This window comes from Halomonas sp. LBP4, from assembly GCF_003202205.1.
In the GTDB taxonomy this organism is placed as follows: Bacteria; Pseudomonadota; Gammaproteobacteria; order Pseudomonadales; family Halomonadaceae; genus Halomonas; species Halomonas flagellata.
On sequence record NZ_PDOG01000010.1, the window covers coordinates 19,097 to 38,751 of the forward strand.

Consider the following 19,655-nt stretch of genomic DNA (forward strand, 5'->3'; position numbering starts at 1 on the left):
CGCTTTTTTCCGCCTCGCGACCCGTTTCTGCACCACTTGTTACCTTCCCACCCAGGAAGCGCCCCATGAAGGGGCCAATCCGGTAACACTCCCGCCACCCATCGATGCCGCCGACTGGCATGCCATCAGTAAGCTAATGATTTTAAATGGGTAAAAATGACATGGCATGCGGTCTGCTACTCTATAGGGCAAGAAAAACAAATCCGGATGTCACCCACTGCCAACAACAACAACAGGGCAGAGACGCGGTGACGGGCCTGACCCGCCAACAAGAACAACACCCTCGGGCCAGAGACGCTGCAGACGCGACGACCAACAACAAGCACAACTGTGGACTCGCGCGAGCCCTTCGGGCCAACAAGAACAACGAGCTCGAAGCACCGGAGCCATCAGGACGCGACGCACCAGCCTACGGCCGCCAACAAGAACAAGGGCCGTCAAGGTGCACTCCCGGCAACAACAGCAACAAGTCGGGGGGAGGCATATCTCCATGCCGTCGTGGTTGGATTATTGTTTTGAATACGAGGTGGTCGCCCTCAGGAGCGTCAACAAGGACAACAACACTGCTTGCCTGAAATTCTCCTTGGTGACTGTGGTGCGTATTCAAGGCGATGCGCCATCACGAAAAAGAACCAGCAGCACGGATGCTGCCATTTTGCTTGACGGGGGAGGCCAGATGGCCTCCCCTTTCTGCTTTCTCCGCGCCACCCTCCCGCGCCATCCGTGACCCCTGGTCCGCACGATGCTTTGCAAGGTGTCGGGGGTCGGCTACACTCAACGCTTTTCGTCCCCCCCGCGAGTCGATATCGCCGCATGTTCAAAGGATTTACCCGCTTTCTGCAGAGCCCTGGCGAGCACCTGAAATCGCTGCTCGGCCCTCAGGATGCGCCCGGCGGCAGCACCGGGCTACGCATCATTCCCCGCCAGGAGCACCCGGTATCGCGCCAGCACTTCAGCGATGCGGCGCTCAAGGTCCTCTATCGCCTCCACAACGCCGGCTTCGAGGCCTACCTGGTGGGCGGCTGCATCCGCGATTCGCTGCTCGGACGCATGCCCAAGGACTTCGATGTGGCGACCGACGCCACCCCGGAGCAGGTCAAGGACCTGTTTCGCAACTCGCGGATCATCGGCCGACGCTTCCGCATCGTGCACGTGCGTTTCGGGCGCGAGGTGATCGAGGTCACCACCTTCCGCGGCAAGCCGGGAGACGATCACGGCGACCACATCGCCCAGCAGTCCGACGAAGGCCTGCTGCTGCGCGACAATGTCTGGGGCAACATCCAGGAAGACGCCCTGCGCCGCGACTTCACCGTCAACGCCCTCTACTACAGCATCGCCGACTTCTCGATCCATGACTTCGCCGACGGCGTGCGCGACATCGAGGCACGCACCCTGCGCCTGATCGGCGACCCGGCCACCCGCTACCGCGAGGACCCGGTGCGCATGCTGCGTGCAGTGCGCTTCGCCGCCAAGCTCGAGTTCCGGCTGGACCCGGCCACCGAGGCGCCGATCCGCGAACACGCCGAGCTGCTGCTGCAGATTCCGCCTGCCCGGCTGTTCGACGAGATACTCAAGCTGTTCATGGCCGGCCATGGCGTCGACACCTTCCAGCTGCTGCGCCACTACGGCCTGTTCGCCATGCTCTTCCCCGAGGCCGACGAGGCCATGGCCGAGCTGCCCTGGGCCGAGCGGCTGGTCGAGCTGGCACTGGAGAGCACCGACCGCCGTATCGCCGAGGAACGCCCGGTCACGCCGGCCTTCCTGTTCGCCGCCCTGCTCTGGGGGCCGGTCCAGCTCCGCCAGGCGGCCCTGGAAGCCGACGACATGCCGCCGATCCCGGCACTGCAGGCCGCCTCCCAGCAGGTGGTGTCGCACCAGCTCCAGCATATCTCGATCCCCAAGCGCTTCAGCCTGCCGATGCGCGACATCTGGGATCTGCAACAGCGCCTGCCGCTGCGCCGCGGCCGCCGCGTCTACCAGACCCGCGAACACCCCCGCTTCCGTGCCGCCTACGACCTGCTGCTGCTGCGCGAGGCCGCCGGCGAGCTCGAACCGGACCTCGGCGACTGGTGGACCGCCTTCCAGCAGGCCGACGAGCACGAGCAGCGCCGCCTGCTGGGCAAGGTCGGGGCCGACCCCGCCGGCAGCGGCGTGCCCCGCAAGCGCCGCCGGCGGCGGCGCAAGCCCCGGGGGCCCTCGGGCGAGACATGAGCGACCATCACGCCTGGATCGGCCTGGGCAGCAACCTGGGCGACCCACGCCGTCAGGTCGAGCGCGCCCTGGAAGCCCTCGACCGGCTACCGCTGACCCGGCGGGCCGCCACCTCGCGGCTCTATGCCAGTCGCCCGCTCGGCCCCCAGGACCAACCCGATTTCATCAATGCCGTGGCACTCCTCGAGACCCGCCTGTCGCCCCTGGCCCTGCTCGACCAGCTGCAGGCACTGGAACAGCGCCACCGCCGGGTCCGCCAGCGCCGCTGGGGGCCCCGCACCCTGGACCTCGATCTGTTACTCTTCGATGATCGGCGCCTGGCGCTGCCGCGCCTGACGGTGCCCCACCCCGAGATGACGCACCGCGCCTTCGTGATGGTGCCGCTGGCAGAGCTGGCCCCCTCGCTGCGACTGCCCGATGGACGACGGGTCAGCGAGCTGGCCCGGGCGCTGGACGACGGCAACCTGCGCCCGGTGTTACCCACCACCTGACACCACCTCCCAGGTGTTACCTATCGACACCTCGAGGCGGATCGGGTAACAATCACGGGTTACATACGCGACCGGTCCCGAGCAGGCCACTCCGACGACAACATGAGAGCACGCCATGAAAACCGTCTCCCTGAGCACGCTGCAGGCCTTCAAGCGCGTCGGTGAGCCCATCAGCTGCCTGACCGCCTATGATGCCTCCTTCGCCCGCGCCGCCGGCGAGGCCGGTATCGAGGTCCTGCTGGTGGGCGACTCCCTGGGCATGGTCCTGCAGGGACATGCCAGTACCCTGCCGGTGACCCTCGCCGATATCTGCTACCACACCCGTTGTGTGGTGCGCGGCAAGGGAGCGAGCCTGCTGATGGTCGACCTGCCGTTCATGAGCAACTCGACCCCCGAGCGCCTGCTGCAGGATGCCGGCGAGCTGATGCGCGCCGGTGCCGAACTGGTCAAGGTCGAGGGCGAGGCCTGGATGGCCGACGGCATCCGCGAGCTGACCCGCCGCGGCGTGCCGGTCTGCGCCCATCTGGGGCTGACGCCCCAGTCGGTCTACCAGCTCGGCGGCTACAAGGTGCAGGGCCGGGAGACCGAGCACGCCGCCCGCATCCTCGAGGATGCCCGCACCCTGGTGGAGGCCGGTGCCTCGGCGATCCTGCTGGAGTGCGTGCCGGCGAGCCTCGGGCGCGCGGTGAGCGAGGCCCTCGAGGTGCCGGTCATCGGCATCGGCGCCGGCCCCGACACCGACGGCCAGATCCTGGTGATGCACGACGTGCTGGGCGTGACCCACGGCCGTACCCCGCGCTTCGTCAAGAACTTCATGGCGGAGGCCGACGACATCCCGGGCGCCCTCCGTCGCTACCACGAGGACGTCAAGGCCCGGCGCTTCCCGGCCGAGGAACACTGCTTCTAGGAGCCTGCTGTGATGCGTACCCTGCGTGAGATTGCCGCCCTGCGCGAGACCCTCGACGACTGCCGTCGACGTGGCCAGCGCATCGCCCTGGTGCCCACCATGGGCAACCTGCACGCCGGCCACCTGGCACTGGTCGAGAGCGCCCGCCGCCACGCCGACGTGGTGGTGGCGACCATCTTCGTCAATCCGATGCAGTTCGGTCCGAACGAAGACCTGGCCGCCTACCCCCGGACCCTCGCCGAGGACCAGCAGAAGCTCGAGGGCGCCGGCTGTGACCTGCTGTTCGCCCCGGCGACCGCCAGCGTCTACCCCCGCGGGCACGAGGCCCAGACCCGGGTCAGCGTGCCCGGGGTCAGCCAGGGCCTGTGCGGTGGCTCGCGACCGGGGCACTTCGACGGCGTCGCCACCATCGTCAGCATGCTCTTCAACCTGGTACAGCCCCAGGTGGCCTGCTTCGGCGAGAAGGACTACCAGCAGCTGGCGGTGATCCGCCAGCTGGTGGCCGACCTGCACTTCCCCGTCGAGATCGTCGGCGTGCCCATCGTGCGCGCCGATGACGGCCTGGCGCTGTCGTCGCGCAATGGCTATCTCGACCCCAGCCAGCGCGCCACCGCCCCGCGGCTCTACCAGACCCTGGGCGAGCTGCGCCAGGCGCTGGAGGCGGGGGCGCCGGTCGACACCACCCTGGAAACGGGCCTGGCCCGGCTGCGCGAAGCCGGCTTTGCCCCCGACTACCTGGAACTTCGCGCACCCGACCTGGGCCCGGTCACCATGGCGACCCGCGAGGCCGTGCTGCTCGCCGCCGCCCGACTCGGCCCGACCCGACTGATCGACAACCTGACCCTGACCCTGCCGCGCTGAGTCCGCGGCACTGGCAAGAGAGGATCCCCTGCCCATGCTGACCATCATGCTCAAGGCCAAGCTGCACATGGCCCGTGTCACCCACGCCGTCCTCAACTACGAGGGTTCCTGTGCCATCGACGGCGACCTGCTGGACATGTCCGGCATCCGCGAGAACGAACAGGTCCAGATCTACAATGTCGAGAACGGGCAGCGCTTCACCACCTATGCGATCCGTGCCGAGGAGGGCTCCAGGGTCATCTCGGTGAACGGCGCCGCGGCCCACCTCGCCGGCGTCGGCGACCGGGTGATCATCTGCAGCTATGCCCACTACAGCGAGGCCGAGCTGGATGCCCACCAGCCGGCCCTCGTCTATCTGCAGCAAGGCAATGCCGTCAGCCATACCAGCAATGCCATCCCCGTCCAGCTGGCCTGAGCCCGGTGGCGGCACCCGCCGGTGCCGCCACCGCCACGCCTCCTGCACGGCACGGCACGTCCCCGCTATACTGAGTGATCCAGACCGACTGAGCGCTTCAGCCGATTTGGGCATTGCCGCAGCGCACAAGCGTCCCCTATGCTGAGGGGACAACCGCCCCCGACAGACCTCAGGAGTAACTCCTTATGCAAGAAGTGGTGATCGTTGCCGCACGCCGCACCGCCGTCGGTACCTTCGGTGGCTCCCTGGCCGGCATTCCCGCCAGTGACCTCGGAGCCCTGGTGATCAAGGACATCATCGCCAGCACCGGCGTCGCCGCCGACCAGGTCGATGAAGTGCTGCTCGGCCAGGTGCTGACCGCCGGCGTCGGCCAGAACCCTGCTCGACAGGCCGCCATCAAGGCCGGCCTGCCCGATGCCGTACCCGCCATGACCATCAACAAGGTCTGCGGCTCGGGCCTCAAGGCCCTGCACCTGGCCACCCAGGCGATCCGCTGTGGTGACGCCGAACTGATCATCGCCGGTGGCCAGGAGAACATGTCCGCCTCGCCGCACGTGCTGCCCAACTCCCGCAACGGCCAGCGCATGGGCGACTGGAAGGCCATCGACTCCATGGTCCACGACGGCCTGTGGGACGCCTTCAACAACTTCCACATGGGCATCACCGCCGAGAACCTGGCGGAGAAGTACGGCATCACCCGCGAGGAGATGGACGAGTTCGCCGCCGCCTCCCAGCAGAAGGCCGCCGCCGCCATCGAGGGCGGCAAGTTCCAGAGCCAGATCGTCCCGGTGGAGATTCCCCAGCGCAAGGGCGACCCCATCGTCTTCGATACCGATGAAGGCCCGCGCGGCGGTACCACGGCCGAGAAGCTCGCCGGCATGCGCCCTGCCTTCAAGAAGGACGGCACCATCACCGCCGGCAACGCCTCCTCCATCAACGACGGCGCCGCCGTGGTGATGCTCTGCTCCGCCGAGAAGGCCAAGGCGCTGGGCCTCGAGCCGCTGGCCCGCATCGCCGCCTACTCCAACGCCGGCGTCGACCCGGCGATCATGGGCATCGGCCCGGCCCCGGCCACCCGTCGCTGCCTGGAGAAGGCCGGCTGGAGCCTGGACGACCTGGACCTGGTCGAGGCCAACGAGGCCTTCGCCGCCCAGGCCCTCTCCGTCAACAAGGAGCTCGGCTGGGACACTGACAAGATCAACGTCAACGGCGGCGCCATCGCGCTCGGCCACCCCATCGGCGCCTCCGGCTGCCGCATCCTGGTGACCCTGGTGCACGAGATGATCGCCCGCGATGCCAAGAAGGGCCTGGCGACCCTGTGCATCGGCGGTGGACAGGGCGTCGCGCTGGCGATCGAACGGTAAGCACGCACCACAACACGAGCGGCCCCTGGGACAGGTCGAAGCGGAGGTCCGATGCCATGGATGGCATCGGTAGCGCCCAGGGAAGGGTTCACAGCGCCTCCGCGTAGGCCTGTCGCCGGGAAAGCCGCGCCACCCCAAACGCGAACCGCCCCCGCAGCCAGGCTGCGGGGGCGGTTTTTCTTACGGCTTAACGCTCAAGGCTTACGGCTCACAGCTGGGGCTCGGCGGCCTCCTCGGCCTCGAACGCCGCCTTCTCTTCCGGGGTGATCTCCTTGATGGTGAGCTTCACCCGGTTGCGGTTGTCGATGTCGAGCACCTTGACCACGATCTCGTCGCCCTCGTTGAGGAAGTCACGCACGTCGTTGACCCGCTCGGGCACGATCTGGGAGATGTGCACCAGGCCGTCGGTCCCCGGCATGATGTTGACGAAGGCGCCGAAGTCGGCGATGCGCACCACCTTGCCGCGGTAGAGCTTGCCGATCTCCGCCTCGGCGGTGATCGCCAGCACGGTGTCGATGGCCTTCTTGGCCGCCGTCTTGTCCTCGGCGTAGATGCGCACGGTGCCGTCGTCATCCAGGTCGATGGAGGCGCCGGTGTCCTCGCAGATCTTGCGGATGGTGGCACCGCCCTTGCCGATGACGTCGCGGATCTTCTCCGGGTCGATCTTGATGGTGGCCATGGAGGGCGCGTTCTCGGACACCTCGGCACGGCTCTGGGCGATCACCGCGTTCATCTGCTCGAGGATATGCAGGCGAGCCTCGTTGGCCTGCTGCAGGGCGACCTCCATGATCTCCTCGTTGATGCCCTCGATCTTGATGTCCATCTGCAGGGCGGTCACACCGGCGGCGGAGCCGGCCACCTTGAAGTCCATGTCGCCGAGGTGATCCTCGTCGCCGAGGATGTCGGTGAGCACCGCGAAGCCGTCGGCATCCTTGACCAGGCCCATGGCGATGCCGGCCACCGGCGCCTTCATCGGCACGCCGGCGTCCATCAGGGCCAGCGAGGAGCCGCACACCGAGGCCATGGAGCTCGAGCCGTTGGACTCGGTGATCTCGGAGACCACGCGAATGGTGTAGGGGAACTCGGCGTCATCGGGCAGCATCGCCTGCACGCCACGGCGCGCCAGGCGACCGTGACCGATCTCGCGACGCTTCGGCCCGCCCATGAAGCCGGCCTCGCCCACGCTGTACGGGGGGAAGTTGTAGTGCAGCAGGAAGCGGTCCTTGCGCTCGCCCTCCAGCGACTCGATCAACTGGGCGTCGCGCAGGGTGCCCAGGGTGGCGATGACGATCGCCTGGGTCTCGCCGCGAGTGAAGATCGCCGAGCCGTGGGTCTTGGGCAGCGTCCCCACCTCGATGGAAAGCGGCCGAACGGTCCTGAGGTCGCGGCCATCGATGCGCGGCTCGCCCTTGACCACCCGGGAGCGCACCACGCGCTTCTCCAGGCCGGCGAAGGCGCCCTTGACGTCATCGGCGTCGAACTTGCCCTCCTCCTCGCCGGCGAGCTGCTCGACCGCCTCGGCCTTGAGCTCGGCGAGCGCGTCCTGGCGGGCCATCTTGTCGGTGATGCGATAGGCCTCGCCCACCCGGGCCTCGTAGGCCTGGGCCACGGCGTCCTTGAGGGCGGTGTTCTCCGCCGGCGGCTGCCAGTCCCACTTCGGCTTGCCGGCCTCGGCGGCCAGCTCGTTGATGGCCTTGATCGCCACCTGCATCTCCTGGTGGCCGTAGAGCACGGCCCCCAGCATCTCGTCCTCGAGCAGCTCCTTGGCCTCGGACTCGACCATCAGCACGGCCTTCTCGGTGCCGGCGACGACCATGTCGAGCTCGGAGCTGGCCAGCTCCTCCACGGTGGGATTGAGGAAGTAGCCCTTCTCCTCGTCGAAGCCCACCCGCGCCGCGCCGATCGGACCGCTGAAGGGCACGCCGGAGATGGCCAGGGCCGCGGAGGTGCCGAGCAGGGCGGCGATGTCCGGGTCATGGTTGCGGTCGGTGGAGAGCACGGTGCAGATCACCTGCACCTCGTTCATGAAGCCCTTGGGGAACAGCGGGCGGATCGGGCGATCGATCAACCGCGAGGTGAGGGTCTCCTTCTCGGTGGGACGCCCCTCGCGCTTGAAGAAGCCGCCGGGGATCTTGCCCACCGCGTAGGTCTTCTCCTGGTAGAACACCGCCAGCGGAAAGAAGTCCTGTCCTGGCTTGAGCTCTTTCTTGGCGACAACGGTGCACAGCACCACGGTGTCGTCCATGGTGACCATCACGGCACCGGTAGCCTGGCGGGCGATGCGCCCGGTTTCCAGGGTGACGGTGCTGCGACCGTACTGAAACGTTTTCTTGACCGGATTCACGGCGACTCTTCCTTCAACTTTTCGATGTTTGGGTCGTTTCGACTCGGCGACCATTTTAGGGGTTGACGCGCGCGAGGGCCACCAGGTAGCGATATTTCCGCCATAGCATTACCGGGGCTGATCCGGCGACAGGCCTTCGGGGAGGCGCTGTGAATACCTCCCTGTACGCTACCTCGGCCCTGCTGCGCTCTCGCATCCTGCTCCGCTTGCAGGTCCGGTGCTGGCCATCCATGGCCAGCCCGTTCGGGGGAATCCTCCTCACCCCTGGTCCTCGGACCTCCCCTCCGACCTGTCCCCGGCGCCCCTCGTGCGGCAGCCTCACAGACGCAAAACGGGCAGCCCGAAGGCTGCCCGTTTTTACGTCTAGCGTAAGGAAAGGAGAAATTCGCGTTACGAGCGATGGGAGGCTGGTCGCCGCCGGCGGCCAGCTTTATACCAAAACACCGAGCGCAATAGCGAAATGCCCTTTCTTTAGCGACGCAGGCCCAGACGCTGGATCAGCGCCTGATAGCGCCCGAAGTCCTTGCGCTTCAGGTAGTCCAGCAGCTTGCGGCGCTGGTTGACCATGCGAATCAGGCCACGACGGGAGTGGTGATCCTGCTTGTTGGTCTTGAAGTGGTCCTGCAGGCCATCGATGTTGGCGCTCAGCAGGGCTACCTGCACTTCGGGGGAACCGGTATCGTTGTCGCCACGGCCGAATTCGTTGACGATCTCGGCCTTCTGTTCAGCGGTCAGTGCCATCTGTCTCTCCAGTAAGCAATATGCCTGAATGATGTAGGTGTGAGACCACGCATATTTGCAGTCTCGAGCGTCTTTCCCTTCAATCGGCTGCCGTGCTCAGCAGCCGTTTCGGCGCCACCTCCTGTGGCCCCGTCACCGTGCCGAGCCCCAGAAAGGCCTCGTCACGGTAGAGTCTTGCCGTCTCGCCTGCCGCCAAGGCCCCGGTGTCGACCCGGGCCGACTGGCCATGGGCCAGGCGCCCGGCGGCATCGGCATCCAGCACCAGGGGCGGCAGATGCGCCACCAGCACGTCGACGGGCAGCAGCACCGCCTCGCGCTCGGCCTGGCCGGGCAGCGCCTCCAGCGTCTCGAGTCCCAGCATCCCGTCACTGGTGAAGGGGCCGGTCTCCAGGCGGCGCAAGGCACTGATATGGCCGCCGCATCCCAGCGCCCGGCCGATGTCCTCGGCCAGGGTGCGGATATAGGTGCCCTTGCTCACGCGCACTTCCAGCTCGAAGGCGTCGCCTTCGACGGCGAGAAGGCGCGCATCATACACCGTCACGCGCCGCACTGCACGTTCGACCGTCCTGCCCTCCCGGGCCAGCTCGTAGAGCTTGCGCCCCTGATGCTTGAGCGCCGAATACATCGGCGGCACCTGCTCGATCTCGCCGCGGAACTGCTCGAGCACGCCCTCGACATCGACCCGGGTCAGGGGCGGCACCTCGTGGCGCTCGACCACCGCCCCCTCGGCGTCACCGGTGTCGGTGATCACGCCCAGCTCCACCCGGGTGCAGTAGACCTTGTCGGCCGCCAGCAGGTGGGCGGAGAACTTGGTCGCCTCGCCGAAGCAGACCGGCAACAGGCCGGTGGCCATGGGATCCAGGGTGCCGGTGTGGCCGGCCTTCTGCGCCTGGAACAGGCGCCGTGCCCGCTGCAGGGCGTGGTTGCTCGACAACCCCTGGGGCTTGTCGAGCAGCAGCACCCCGTTCACCGGCAGGCCGCGACGCCGACGCGCCATCAGTCTCGCCCGCTCTCGCCGCCGGGCGCATCGCCAGCGTCACTGGCCGGGGCGTCGTCGTCGGTCTCGTCGCCCTGGCGGGCCTTGTCGCTGGCCACGGCCTCCTCGATCAGCGACGACAGCCGCTGGCCACGCACCACGCTCTCGTCGTAGTGGAAGCGCAGCTCCGGCACATGGCGCAGCTTGATGCGCCGGGCGATCTGCCCGCGCAGGAAACCGGCGGCCTGGCGCAGCACCTTGAGGTTCTCCTTGATGCGCTCCGGCGTGTCCTCGCCCAGCAGGGTCACATGGACGTCGGCATAGCCCAGGTCACGGCTGACCTCGACGCCACTCACCGTGACCATGCCCAGACGCGGGTCCTTGACCTCGCGCTGGATGAGCACCGCCAGCTCCTTCTGGAGCTGGTCGGCCACCCGGTCGGTCCGCTTGAACTCGCGCATGATCGCTCCTCGGCCCTCAGAGGGTCCGCTCGACCTTGACCTGATCGAACACCTCGATCTTGTCGCCGACCTGGACGTCGTTGTAGTTCTTCACGCCGATGCCGCACTCCATGCCGTTGCGCACTTCCGGAACGTCGTCCTTGAAGCGGCGCAGCGACTCGAGCTCGCCCTCGTAGATGACCACGTTGTCGCGCAGCACGCGGATCTTCTTGTGGCGGAAGACGCTGCCCTCGACCACCATGCAGCCGGCCACGGCGCCGATCTTCGGCGCACGGAAGACGTCGCGGACCTCGGCCACGCCGACGATCTCCTCCTTCCACTCCGGCGCGAGCATGCCGCTCATGGCCTGCTTGACCTCGTCGATCAGCTGGTAGATGACGCTGTAGTAGCGCAGGTCCAGGCCTTCGCGCTCGATGATCTCGCGGGCCGCGGCGTCGGCACGCACGTTGAAGCCGACCACGATGGCGTCACTGGCCAGCGCCAGGTTGGCGTCGGTGCCGGTGATGCCACCCACGCCCGAGGAGACTACCGCCACCTGGACCTCGTCGGTGGAGAGCTCCTCCAGCGCCCCTTTGATGGCCTCCAGCGAGCCCTGGACATCGGCCTTGAGCACGATGTTGACCTTGGCCACCTCGTCCTGGCCCATCTGGCTGAACATGTTCTCCAGCTTGGCCTTCTGCTGGCGCGCCAGGCGCACCTCGCGGTACTTGCCCTGACGGAAGTTGGCGACCTCGCGGGCCTTCTTCTCGTCGGCCAGCACCATGAAGTCGTCGCCGGCATCCGGGGTCCCGTCGAGGCCCTGGATCTCCACCGGCATCGCCGGGCCCACGGCGTCGACCTGCTGGCCGAGCTCGTTGGTCAGGGCGCGCACGCGGCCGTAGTGCAGGCCGGCGAGTACGATGTCGCCCTTGCGCAGGGTGCCGTTCTGGACCAGCACGGTGGCCACCGGGCCACGCCCCTTGTCCAGGCGGGACTCGACCACCACGCCCTTGCCGGGCGCTTCCGGCACGGCCTTGAGCTCGAGCACCTCGGAAACCAGCAGCACGGCCTCGAGCAGGGCATCGATGCCTTCGCCGGTCTTGGCGGAGACGTGGACGAACTGGGTGTCACCGCCCCACTCCTCGGAGATGACGCCGTGCTGGGACAGCTCGTTCTTGACCCGATCCGGATCGGCGCCGGGCTTGTCGATCTTGTTGACCGCCACCACCAGCGGGACCTCGGCGGCCTTCGAGTGCTCGATGGCCTCGATGGTCTGGGGCATCACGCCGTCGTCGGCGGCCACCACCAGGATGACCACGTCGGTGGCCTTGGCACCCCGGGCGCGCATGGCGGTGAACGCCGCGTGGCCGGGGGTGTCCAGGAAGGTCACGCCGCCATGCTCGTCGGCCACGTGATAGGCGCCGATGTGCTGGGTGATGCCGCCGGCCTCGCCGGTGGCCACCTTGGCCTTGCGGATATGGTCGAGCAGCGAGGTCTTGCCATGGTCGACGTGGCCCATCACCGTGACCACCGGCGAGCGGGTGATCTCCTCGCCCTCGTAGGAGATGCCCTCGAGGACCTCGGTCTCCAGGGCATCGTCCTTGACCAGCTTGGGCTTGTGCCCCATCTCCTCGACCACGATGGCCGCGGTGTCCTGATCGATGGTCTGGTTGATGGTCACCGCCGCACCCATGGTGAACATGGCCTTGATGACCTCGTTCGCCTTGATCGACATCTTGTCGGCCAGGTCGGCGACGCTGATCGACTCGGGAATCGACACCTCACGCACGATGGGCTGGGTCGGCTTCTGGAAGCCGTGCTTGCCACCGCCCTGACTGCCGCCACGGCGGGTACCGCGACGCTCGGCGCGCTTGACCTTCTTGCCGCCCCGGCGACGCTCCTCGCGATCGCCCCGGTCGTCGTCGTCGCGGCCACTGCGGCCCTTCTTGGCGGCCGCCTTCTTGGGCGGCGCCGTGCGGCGGTCGCTGCGGCCCTCCTTGGGGGGGGCCGGCGGCTCGTTGGTGGCCTCCTGCGGCACTTCCAGTTCGGGCACCGGGATCTCGGGCACCTCGGGCACCTCGGCCGCCTTCGCTGCCTCGGCCTTGGACGCCTCCTCGCGTGCCGCCTCCTCGGCGGCACGCGCCTGGTCGGCCGCGGCCTCGCGGGCCTCCTGCTCGGCCCTGGCCTGCTGGGAGTCGGCCATGTCGCCGACCAGCTGGCGCGGGCCGGACTCTTCGGCCGGCTCGGGCGCAGGCGCCTCTTCCTCGGCACGCTTGACGTAGGTACGCTTCTTGCGTACCTGCACCTCGATGGTCTTGCCCCGCTCACCGGTCTTGATGCGGCTCTTGGTCTTGCGGGTCAGGGTGATGCGATTCCTGGCCCCGGCGCCGCCGCCGTGGCTCTTGGTGAGGAAGTCGAGCAGTTGGCGCTTGTCCTCCTCGGACACGGCATCGCCCTCGGACTGGTGCTCGAGCCCGGCTTCTTTCATCTGTTCCAGCAGGCGGGGCACGTCGCGCCCCACCTTCGCTGCAAAATCCTTAACGGTCATCTCCGACATTACGACCCTCCTCAGCCCGTGACCTAATACTGTTCGCTATCGAATGATTACTGGCTCGAATGATTCGACGACGAGCGATTCGCTCTCGATCTATTCGTTCTCGGCTATTCGCTTTCGAACCATGGCGCACGGGCGGTCATGATCAGTGCCGCGGCGCGCTCCTCGTCCATCTCCTCGATATCCATCAGATCATCGACGGACTGCTCGGCAAGATCCTCCATGGTGACGATCCCGCGACTGGCCAGGATGAAGGCCAGGTGGCGCTCCATGCCGTCCATCCCCAACAGGTCGTCGGCCGGCTGGGCACCGTCGAGCTCCTCCTCGGAAGCGATGGCCAGGTTCAGCAACTCGTCCTTGGCACGAGCGCGCAGCTCCTCGATAAGCTCCTCGTCGAGCTCCTCGATCTCGAGCATCTCCTCCACCGGCACGTAGGCGACTTCCTCGATCGAGGTGAAGCCCTCCTCGACCAGCAGGCGCGCGACCTCCTCGTCGATGTCCAGGTGCTGGATGAAGTGTTCGACCAGGCTGTCGATCTCCTGGTCACGCTTGGCCTCGGCCTCGTCCTCGGTCATGACGTTGAGACGCCAGCCGGTGAGTTCGGAAGCCAGGCGTACGTTCTGGCCACTGCGGCCGATGGCCTGGGCCAGGTTGTCCTCGGCGACGGCCACGTCCATGGCGTGGGCGTCCTCGTCGACGAGGATCGAGGCGACATCCGCCGGCGCCATGGCGTTGATCACCAGTTGGGCGGGGTTGTCGTCCCACAGCACGATGTCCACACGCTCGTTCTGCAGCTCCGAGGACACCGCCTGGACGCGGGAACCCCGCATGCCGACGCAGGCGCCCACCGGGTCGATGCGCCGATCGTTGGTCTTGACCGCGATCTTGGCCCGGGAGCCGGGATCGCGGGCCGCACCCTTGATTTCGATGAGCTGCTCGGCGATCTCCGGCACCTCGATCCGGAACAGCTCGATGATCAGTTCCGGGCAGGTGCGCGACAGGATCAGCTGGGCGCCGCGCGCCTCGGGATCGACCTTGGTCAGCAGCGCGCGGACCCGCTCGTTCATGCGGTAGCGCTCGCCGGGAATCATCTCGCTGCGCGGCAGAAAGGCCTCGGCGTTGTCGCCGAGATCGATGATCAGGCCGTCGCGGGTGGTCTTCTTGACGATGCCGGCGACCAGCTCGCCTTCGCGCTCGGCGTAGAGGCGCACCACCTCGGCGCGCTCGGCCTCGCGCACCTTCTGCACGATGACCTGCTTGGCGGTCTGGGCGGCGATGCGGCCGAAGGCGGCGTTCTCGATCTGCTCCTCGACCACGTCACCCAGCCCCAGGGGCGGGTCGCGACGCTCGGCGAAGGAGAGCTTGATCTGGGCGTCGGGTCCGTCGAAGTCGTCGTCCTCGACCACCTCCCAGCGGCGGAAGGTCTCGTAGTCGCCGGTGCGGCGATCGATATGCACCCGCACGCTGGCTTCCTCGCCCTCGAAACGCTTGCGTGACGCACTGGCCAGGGCCGCTTCGACGGCCTCGAAGATCACCTCGCGGGGAACGCCCTTCTCGTTGGAGATCGCATCAACGACCGTCAGAATTTCTTTACTCATGCCTATGCCTCGCCAGAAAACCTGTCCTTGAGCACCGTGCTCGTTCGCCACCCTCGGCGGCCGGGATCACTCCTCGAACCGGGGCACGATGTGCGCCTGATCGATGCTGTCGATGGGAAAGCAGTACTCCTCGCCGTCGAGCTGCAGCAGCACCTCGTCGTTCTCGATGCCGGCCAGCAGTCCCTGGAACTTGCGACGGCCCTCGTAGGGAACACGCAGCTTGAGCTTGACCTCGTGCCCCCGGTAGCGCTCGAACTGGTCGAGGGTATAGAGTGGCCGGTCCATGCCGGGCGAGGAGACCTCCAGACGGTATTCACCGCGAATCGGGTCCTCGACATCGAGTACGGCACTGACCTGGCGGCTGATATCGGCGCAATCCTCCACGCTCACCCCGTCCTGGTGATCGATATAGATCACCAGGCGCGAGTGCTTACCCTGGGACAGGTAGTCGATGCCCCACAGTTCGAACCCCATGGCCGTGACCACCGGCTCGATCAGCGCATGCAGCGCAGCATCCTTGATTGCCACGGAAAAAGCTCCTACAGCCGTTGCATCAGGCACCTGGCCGGGAGTGAACAGGAAGTCAGGTGGCTGATTGGCGTTGCCCGGAACAGCGCCCTCGACGCCATGCGTCGCCGGGGAAGCTGCTAACAAAAAGCCCCTTCACAGGAAGGGGCTTTCACAAGAAACCTGTAATACCACTTCGGCTAGGCGGCAGCCCCATGTTTCCGGTTCAACCTCCGGAAGGCGCCTGCCTGGAAGATGGTAGCGGGGACCGGATTTGAACCGATGACCTTCGGGTTATGAGCCCGACGAGCTACCAGACTGCTCCACCCCGCATCAATCTAGGTCGGTGATTGTATGCCTGACTTGCACTTTCGTCAAGGCATCAAAGCCACCACTACTGCCAATCCTGCGCCTGATGATCCGACGACCCTGCGCACTCGGCGTCACGACTCGTGGCATATCAGGTGGTGCCGAAGGCGGGACTTGAACCCGCACGACCGTAAGGTCACTACCCCCTCAAGATAGCGTGTCTACCAATTCCACCACTTCGGCATCGGGGAGGCCGGAATTGCGACGGACAACGGAGCCGATGGCTCAGTCGCCGTTTTCCTCCAGCACTGGCGCGGTATTATCCACATCATTCGGCTCGTCGTCAAGGGTCGGAACGCCTTGCTGCCGTTCGATCAGCTCGGAGTCGGGAATCCCGGCCTCCGGCGCCTGGCTCGCCTGGGTGGCGTACCAGGCCAGCGTCAGGGACGTGGCGAAGAAGCCGGCCGCCAGCACGGCAGTGAACTTCGACAGGAAGCCGCCGCTGCCGCGGGAGCCGAACACCGTCTGTGAGGCGCCGCCGCCGAAGGCGGCACCGGCTTCGGCGCCCTTGCCCTGCTGCAGCAGGATCAGGACGACCAGGGCGATGGCGATCGCCACATGGATCATGAGAATGGCAACTTGCATGGATTCAACCTGCTGACTGACAAATGGCTAGAAAATCGTCGACCTTGAGCGAGGCACCGCCCACCAGGCCGCCGTCGATGTCCGGCTGAGCAAGCAGCTCGGCCGCGTTGTTCGCGTTCATGCTACCGCCGTAGAGCAGCCGCATCCCGTGGGCCAGGGCGCCGGCATAGCGCTCCAGGCGATCGCGGATGGCCGCATGCACCGCCTGGGCCTGCTGCGGCGTGGCGGTGCGCCCGGTGCCGATGGCCCATACCGGCTCGTAGGCGATCACCAGCTTTTCGCGCTCTTCCGGAGACAGGGCGTCGAACACGGCCTCGAGCTGGCCCAGCACCACCGCTTCGGTGCGCTCGGCCTCGCGCTCCTCCAGGGTCTCACCGAGGCAGAGCAACGGCACCAGCCCCGCGGCCAGGGCCGCGCGGACCCGCGCCAGCACGGCGGCATCGTCCTCGTGGAAGAGCGAACGGCGCTCGGAGTGCCCCACCAGCACGTAACGGACCCCCAGCTCGGCGAGCATGCCGCCGCTGACCTCGCCGGTGAAGGCACCGGACGGCTGATCGCTCAGCGTCTGGGCGCCGACGGCCACCGGCGTCTCGTCCAGCACGCCGACAGCGGCGCCGAGATACGGGAAAGGCACCATCAGCGCCACCTCGACGCCCTCCGGCGGCCTGGTCCGGGAAAACGCCTGGCCGAAGGTCTCGACCAGTGCCAGGGAGCCGTTCATCTTCCAGTTGCCGGCGATCAGCGGGGTACGCATGGGATGTCCTCTTTCAAGGTGGTGCGAAATGGTATAGGAGCGGCCCTGTCAAGACAACCGCGAAGCCATCGGGGCCAGGGCTATCGCAGCTAGCGGTATCACTCGGGGCCGATCCGTCGACAAGCCTGCGAGGAGGCGCTGTGAATACCTCCCTGTACGCTACCGACGCCCTGCTGCGCTCTCGCGTCCCGCTCCGCTTGCAGGTCCGGTGCTGGCCCTCCATGGCCAGCCCGTTCGGAGCAGTGCTCCTCACCCCTGGCGTAGGACCTCCTCTTCGGCTTGTCCCCGGCGCTCCTCGTCAGACTCAACTGCGATAGCCCGGCTAGCGTCAGGACAGCAGCCGCTCGACCTCGCCGGCCAGGTGGCGGGCCAGGCCCTGGACGTCCAGGTGGGCACGCCCCTCGACCATGACCCGGATCAGCGGCTCGGTGCCGGAGGGACGCAGCAGCACTCGCCCCTGGTCACCCAGCTCCGCCTCCACGGCGGCCACGGCCTCCTGCAGTGCCGGCGTGTCCATCAGTGCCTTGGCATCGCTGCCCGGCGTCAGGCGCACATTGACCAGCACCTGGGGCGCCTTTTCCAGCCCGGCCAGCAGGCGGTTCAGCGGCTGGCCTTCCCGCACCATGATCGCCAGCACCTGGAGCGCCGAGACGATGCCATCGCCGGTGGTCTGCACATGGCCGCAGACGATGTGCCCGGAGGACTCGCCGCCGAGCTGCCAGCCATTGGCGGCCAGGCGCTCCATTACATACCGATCGCCGACCCTGGCGCGCTCGAAGGGGATGTCCATCTCCTCGAGAGCCGCCGCGAGGCCGAAGTTGGACATCAGGGTGCCGACCACGCCGCCCCTCAGCTCGCCACGGGCGTGGCGATCCCGGGCGATCAGGTAGAGGATGTCGTCGCCGTCGATCTCGCGGCCGTCGGCATCGACCATCAGCACCCGGTCCCCGTCGCCGTCCAGGGCCACGCCCAGGTCCGCCCCCTGCTGGATCACCGCCGCGCGCAGTGCCGCCGGATGGGTGGAGCCCACCTCGTGGTTGATGTTGAGGCCGTCCGGCTGAGCCCCGATCAGGCTGACCTCGGCGCCGAGCTCGCGGAACACGCTGGGGGCGATGTGGTAGGTGGCGCCGTGGGCGCAGTCGACCACCATGCGCAGGCCATGCAGGCTGACCCGGTCGGGAATGGTCGACTTGCAGAACTCGATGTAGCGGCCGGCGGCGTCATCGACGCGCATCGCCTTGCCCAGGCGGTCGGCGGCGACGGTGGTCAACGGCATCTCGAGCATGGCCTCGATGCGTGCCTCGACCTCATCGGCCAGCTTGACCCCCTCGGCGGAGAAGAACTTGATGCCGTTGTCGGCGAAAGGGTTGTGGGACGCCGAGATGACGATGCCCGCATCGGCGCGGAAGGTCCGGGTCAGGTAGGCGATACCCGGCGTGGGCATGGGGCCGAGCAGCACCACATCGACACCGGCGGCGGAGAGCCCGGCCTCGAGGGCCGATTCGAACATGTAGCCGGAGATCCGTGTGTCCTTGCCGATCAAGACACGGGCGCGGCCATGCTCGCGGGCCAGCACGCGCCCGGTGGCCCAGCCCAGCTTCAGCATGAAGTCGGCGGTGATGGGCGCCTCGCCCACCGTGCCACGAATGCCATCGGTGCCAAAATAGCGTCTAGTCATGCTCGCAACCTTCCTTGAGTACGGCCCAGGTCATGTTTGCCGCGTCCACGGTGGGCCCCACATCGTGGACGCGCAGGATTCGCGCCCCACGCTCGACGGCCAGCGCCGTCAGTGCCAGCCCACCGGGCAGGCGCTCCTCCACCGGTCGCGCGAGCACCTTGCCGATCATGCTCTTGCGCGACATGCCCACCAGCAGCGGCAGACCGAGGTGCGTCAGGCGCTCCATGCGGTTGAGCAGGCGCAGATTGTGCTCGACGGTCTTGCCGAAACCGAAGCCCGGGTCCAGCAGCAGGCGCTCGCGGCGCAGGCCGGCGGCCTCGCAGGCGGCCACCCGGCTCTCGAGGAAATCGGCCACCGCCTCCTCCACCGGCACATCATAGCGGGGCGCCTGCTGCATGTCGCGGGGCTCGCCCTGGCGATGCATCAGGCAGACCGGCAGGCCGCTGCCGGCCGCCGCTTCCAGCGCCCCCTGGTGCTCCAGGGCGCGCACATCGTTGATCAGGCCGGCACCGAGGGACGCCACCTCGCGCATCACCGCCGGGCTGCTGGTGTCCACCGACACCAGGGCATCGAGCTCGCGCACCAGCGCCTCGACCACCGGCGCCACCCGCTCCAGCTCCTGCTGCGGGCTGATCGGGTCGGCACCGGGGCGAGTCGACTCCCCCCCCACGTCGACGATTGCCGCCCCTTCGGCCAGCATCCGCTCGGCATGGCGCAGGGCGTCATCCAGCGCCAGGTGGCGCCCGCCGTCGGAGAAGGAGTCGGGGGTAACGTTGAGGATCCCCATCACCCGGGGAAAGGAGAGGTCGAGCCGGTGCCGACCGCACTGCAGGGAAATAGCGGGGGAGTCGTCCATCATG

General features: G+C 67.4%; 18 protein-coding genes and 2 tRNA genes. 7 read left to right on the forward strand and 13 right to left on the reverse strand.

Features of this window, described 5'->3' with window-relative positions:
- The first annotated feature begins 490 nt into the window (after nucleotides 1-490).
- From CR157_RS22420 to CR157_RS20720, 7 genes are all read left to right on the forward strand, one after another.
- On the forward strand, nucleotides 491-727 hold the full coding sequence (locus CR157_RS22420) for a hypothetical protein (protein ID WP_146218741.1): 237 nt from the start codon (nucleotides 491-493) through the stop codon (nucleotides 725-727).
- A gap of 86 nt (nucleotides 728-813) precedes the next feature.
- Nucleotides 814-2,211, forward strand: a complete 1,398-nt coding sequence (gene pcnB / locus CR157_RS20695) for a polynucleotide adenylyltransferase PcnB (protein WP_110285416.1) — start codon at nucleotides 814-816, stop codon at nucleotides 2,209-2,211.
- Nucleotides 2,208-2,702, forward strand: coding sequence for a 2-amino-4-hydroxy-6-hydroxymethyldihydropteridine diphosphokinase (gene folK / locus CR157_RS20700; protein ID WP_110285417.1), 495 nt, complete (start codon nucleotides 2,208-2,210; stop codon nucleotides 2,700-2,702). Before pcnB ends, folK begins: the two co-directional genes overlap by 4 nt.
- Nucleotides 2,703-2,817: 115 nt before the next feature.
- Nucleotides 2,818-3,609 carry a 3-methyl-2-oxobutanoate hydroxymethyltransferase gene (gene panB, locus CR157_RS20705; protein ID WP_110285418.1) on the forward strand — a complete coding sequence of 264 codons (792 nt, stop codon included), beginning with the start codon at nucleotides 2,818-2,820 and terminating at the stop codon, nucleotides 3,607-3,609.
- A gap of 12 nt (nucleotides 3,610-3,621) precedes the next feature.
- Nucleotides 3,622-4,470, forward strand: a complete 849-nt coding sequence (gene panC / locus CR157_RS20710; protein ID WP_110285419.1) for a pantoate--beta-alanine ligase — start codon at nucleotides 3,622-3,624, stop codon at nucleotides 4,468-4,470.
- Between the two features lie 34 nt (nucleotides 4,471-4,504).
- Entirely contained in the window at nucleotides 4,505-4,885 is a 381-nt protein-coding gene (panD, locus tag CR157_RS20715; RefSeq protein WP_110285420.1) for an aspartate 1-decarboxylase, read from the forward strand.
- Between the two features lie 185 nt (nucleotides 4,886-5,070).
- Entirely contained in the window at nucleotides 5,071-6,249 is a 1,179-nt protein-coding gene (locus CR157_RS20720; RefSeq protein WP_110285421.1) for an acetyl-CoA C-acetyltransferase, read from the forward strand.
- A gap of 208 nt (nucleotides 6,250-6,457) precedes the next feature.
- Here the strand turns inward: CR157_RS20720 and pnp are convergent, their stop codons facing one another.
- The 13 genes from pnp to folP all read right to left on the reverse strand — a co-directional run bounded on the left by pnp (nucleotide 6,458) and on the right by folP (nucleotide 19,654).
- Nucleotides 6,458-8,593 carry a polyribonucleotide nucleotidyltransferase gene (pnp, locus tag CR157_RS20725; protein WP_146218742.1) on the reverse strand — a complete coding sequence of 712 codons (2,136 nt, stop codon included), beginning with the start codon at nucleotides 8,591-8,593 and terminating at the stop codon, nucleotides 6,458-6,460.
- Between the two features lie 471 nt (nucleotides 8,594-9,064).
- On the reverse strand, nucleotides 9,065-9,334 hold the full coding sequence (gene rpsO / locus CR157_RS20730; RefSeq protein WP_110285423.1) for a 30S ribosomal protein S15: 270 nt from the start codon (nucleotides 9,332-9,334) through the stop codon (nucleotides 9,065-9,067).
- Between the two features lie 79 nt (nucleotides 9,335-9,413).
- Nucleotides 9,414-10,331, reverse strand: coding sequence for a tRNA pseudouridine(55) synthase TruB (gene truB, locus CR157_RS20735; RefSeq protein ID WP_110285424.1), 918 nt, complete (start codon nucleotides 10,329-10,331; stop codon nucleotides 9,414-9,416).
- Nucleotides 10,331-10,771, reverse strand: coding sequence for a 30S ribosome-binding factor RbfA (rbfA, locus tag CR157_RS20740; RefSeq protein WP_110285425.1), 441 nt, complete (start codon nucleotides 10,769-10,771; stop codon nucleotides 10,331-10,333). Before rbfA ends, truB begins: the two co-directional genes overlap by 1 nt.
- A gap of 16 nt (nucleotides 10,772-10,787) precedes the next feature.
- Nucleotides 10,788-13,307 (reverse strand): translation initiation factor IF-2, encoded by a 2,520-nt coding sequence (infB, locus tag CR157_RS20745; protein WP_110285426.1) that lies wholly within the window; start codon nucleotides 13,305-13,307, stop codon nucleotides 10,788-10,790.
- 104 nt (nucleotides 13,308-13,411) lie between these two features.
- Nucleotides 13,412-14,902 carry a transcription termination factor NusA gene (gene nusA / locus CR157_RS20750; RefSeq protein WP_110285427.1) on the reverse strand — a complete coding sequence of 497 codons (1,491 nt, stop codon included), beginning with the start codon at nucleotides 14,900-14,902 and terminating at the stop codon, nucleotides 13,412-13,414.
- A gap of 66 nt (nucleotides 14,903-14,968) precedes the next feature.
- Nucleotides 14,969-15,430, reverse strand: coding sequence for a ribosome maturation factor RimP (gene rimP / locus CR157_RS20755; RefSeq protein ID WP_110285428.1), 462 nt, complete (start codon nucleotides 15,428-15,430; stop codon nucleotides 14,969-14,971).
- A gap of 235 nt (nucleotides 15,431-15,665) precedes the next feature.
- Nucleotides 15,666-15,742: transfer RNA gene (locus CR157_RS20760), tRNA-Met, on the reverse strand.
- A 132-nt stretch (nucleotides 15,743-15,874) separates the two neighbouring features.
- Nucleotides 15,875-15,961 (reverse strand) — tRNA-Leu (locus CR157_RS20765).
- A gap of 42 nt (nucleotides 15,962-16,003) precedes the next feature.
- The gene (gene secG / locus CR157_RS20770) at nucleotides 16,004-16,363 is read right to left on the reverse strand and encodes a preprotein translocase subunit SecG (RefSeq protein ID WP_110285429.1); all 360 of its coding nucleotides are present in this window, start codon (nucleotides 16,361-16,363) and stop codon (nucleotides 16,004-16,006) included.
- 4 nt (nucleotides 16,364-16,367) lie between these two features.
- Nucleotides 16,368-17,117: a triose-phosphate isomerase gene (gene tpiA, locus CR157_RS20775; protein ID WP_110285430.1), complete on the reverse strand. Its 750-nt coding sequence runs from the start codon at nucleotides 17,115-17,117 to the stop codon at nucleotides 16,368-16,370.
- A 328-nt stretch (nucleotides 17,118-17,445) separates the two neighbouring features.
- Nucleotides 17,446-18,795 carry a phosphoglucosamine mutase gene (gene glmM, locus CR157_RS20780; RefSeq protein WP_110285431.1) on the reverse strand — a complete coding sequence of 450 codons (1,350 nt, stop codon included), beginning with the start codon at nucleotides 18,793-18,795 and terminating at the stop codon, nucleotides 17,446-17,448.
- A complete protein-coding gene (folP, locus tag CR157_RS20785) occupies nucleotides 18,788-19,654 on the reverse strand; it encodes a dihydropteroate synthase (RefSeq protein ID WP_258364247.1) in 867 nt (288 codons plus the stop codon). The genes glmM and folP overlap by 8 nt, the downstream gene beginning before the upstream one ends.
- Between the last annotated feature and the right edge of the window lies 1 nt (nucleotide 19,655).

Coding starts and splice junctions, on each gene's coding strand:
- CR157_RS20720 (WP_110285421.1), top strand. CDS start 5,071: ATGCAAGAAGTGGTGATCGTTGCCGCACGCCGCACCGCCGTCGGTACC.
- folP (WP_258364247.1), bottom strand. CDS start 19,654: ATGATGGACGACTCCCCCGCTATTTCCCTGCAGTGCGGTCGGCACCGG.
- truB (WP_110285424.1), bottom strand. CDS start 10,331: ATGGCGCGTCGGCGTCGCGGCCTGCCGGTGAACGGGGTGCTGCTGCTC.
- panD (WP_110285420.1), top strand. CDS start 4,505: ATGCTGACCATCATGCTCAAGGCCAAGCTGCACATGGCCCGTGTCACC.
- secG (WP_110285429.1), bottom strand. CDS start 16,363: ATGCAAGTTGCCATTCTCATGATCCATGTGGCGATCGCCATCGCCCTG.
- CR157_RS22420 (WP_146218741.1), top strand. CDS start 491: ATGCCGTCGTGGTTGGATTATTGTTTTGAATACGAGGTGGTCGCCCTC.
- panB (WP_110285418.1), top strand. CDS start 2,818: ATGAAAACCGTCTCCCTGAGCACGCTGCAGGCCTTCAAGCGCGTCGGT.
- glmM (WP_110285431.1), bottom strand. CDS start 18,795: ATGACTAGACGCTATTTTGGCACCGATGGCATTCGTGGCACGGTGGGC.
- folK (WP_110285417.1), top strand. CDS start 2,208: ATGAGCGACCATCACGCCTGGATCGGCCTGGGCAGCAACCTGGGCGAC.
- infB (WP_110285426.1), bottom strand. CDS start 13,307: ATGTCGGAGATGACCGTTAAGGATTTTGCAGCGAAGGTGGGGCGCGAC.
- nusA (WP_110285427.1), bottom strand. CDS start 14,902: ATGAGTAAAGAAATTCTGACGGTCGTTGATGCGATCTCCAACGAGAAG.
- rbfA (WP_110285425.1), bottom strand. CDS start 10,771: ATGCGCGAGTTCAAGCGGACCGACCGGGTGGCCGACCAGCTCCAGAAG.
- tpiA (WP_110285430.1), bottom strand. CDS start 17,117: ATGCGTACCCCGCTGATCGCCGGCAACTGGAAGATGAACGGCTCCCTG.
- rpsO (WP_110285423.1), bottom strand. CDS start 9,334: ATGGCACTGACCGCTGAACAGAAGGCCGAGATCGTCAACGAATTCGGC.
- panC (WP_110285419.1), top strand. CDS start 3,622: ATGCGTACCCTGCGTGAGATTGCCGCCCTGCGCGAGACCCTCGACGAC.
- pcnB (WP_110285416.1), top strand. CDS start 814: ATGTTCAAAGGATTTACCCGCTTTCTGCAGAGCCCTGGCGAGCACCTG.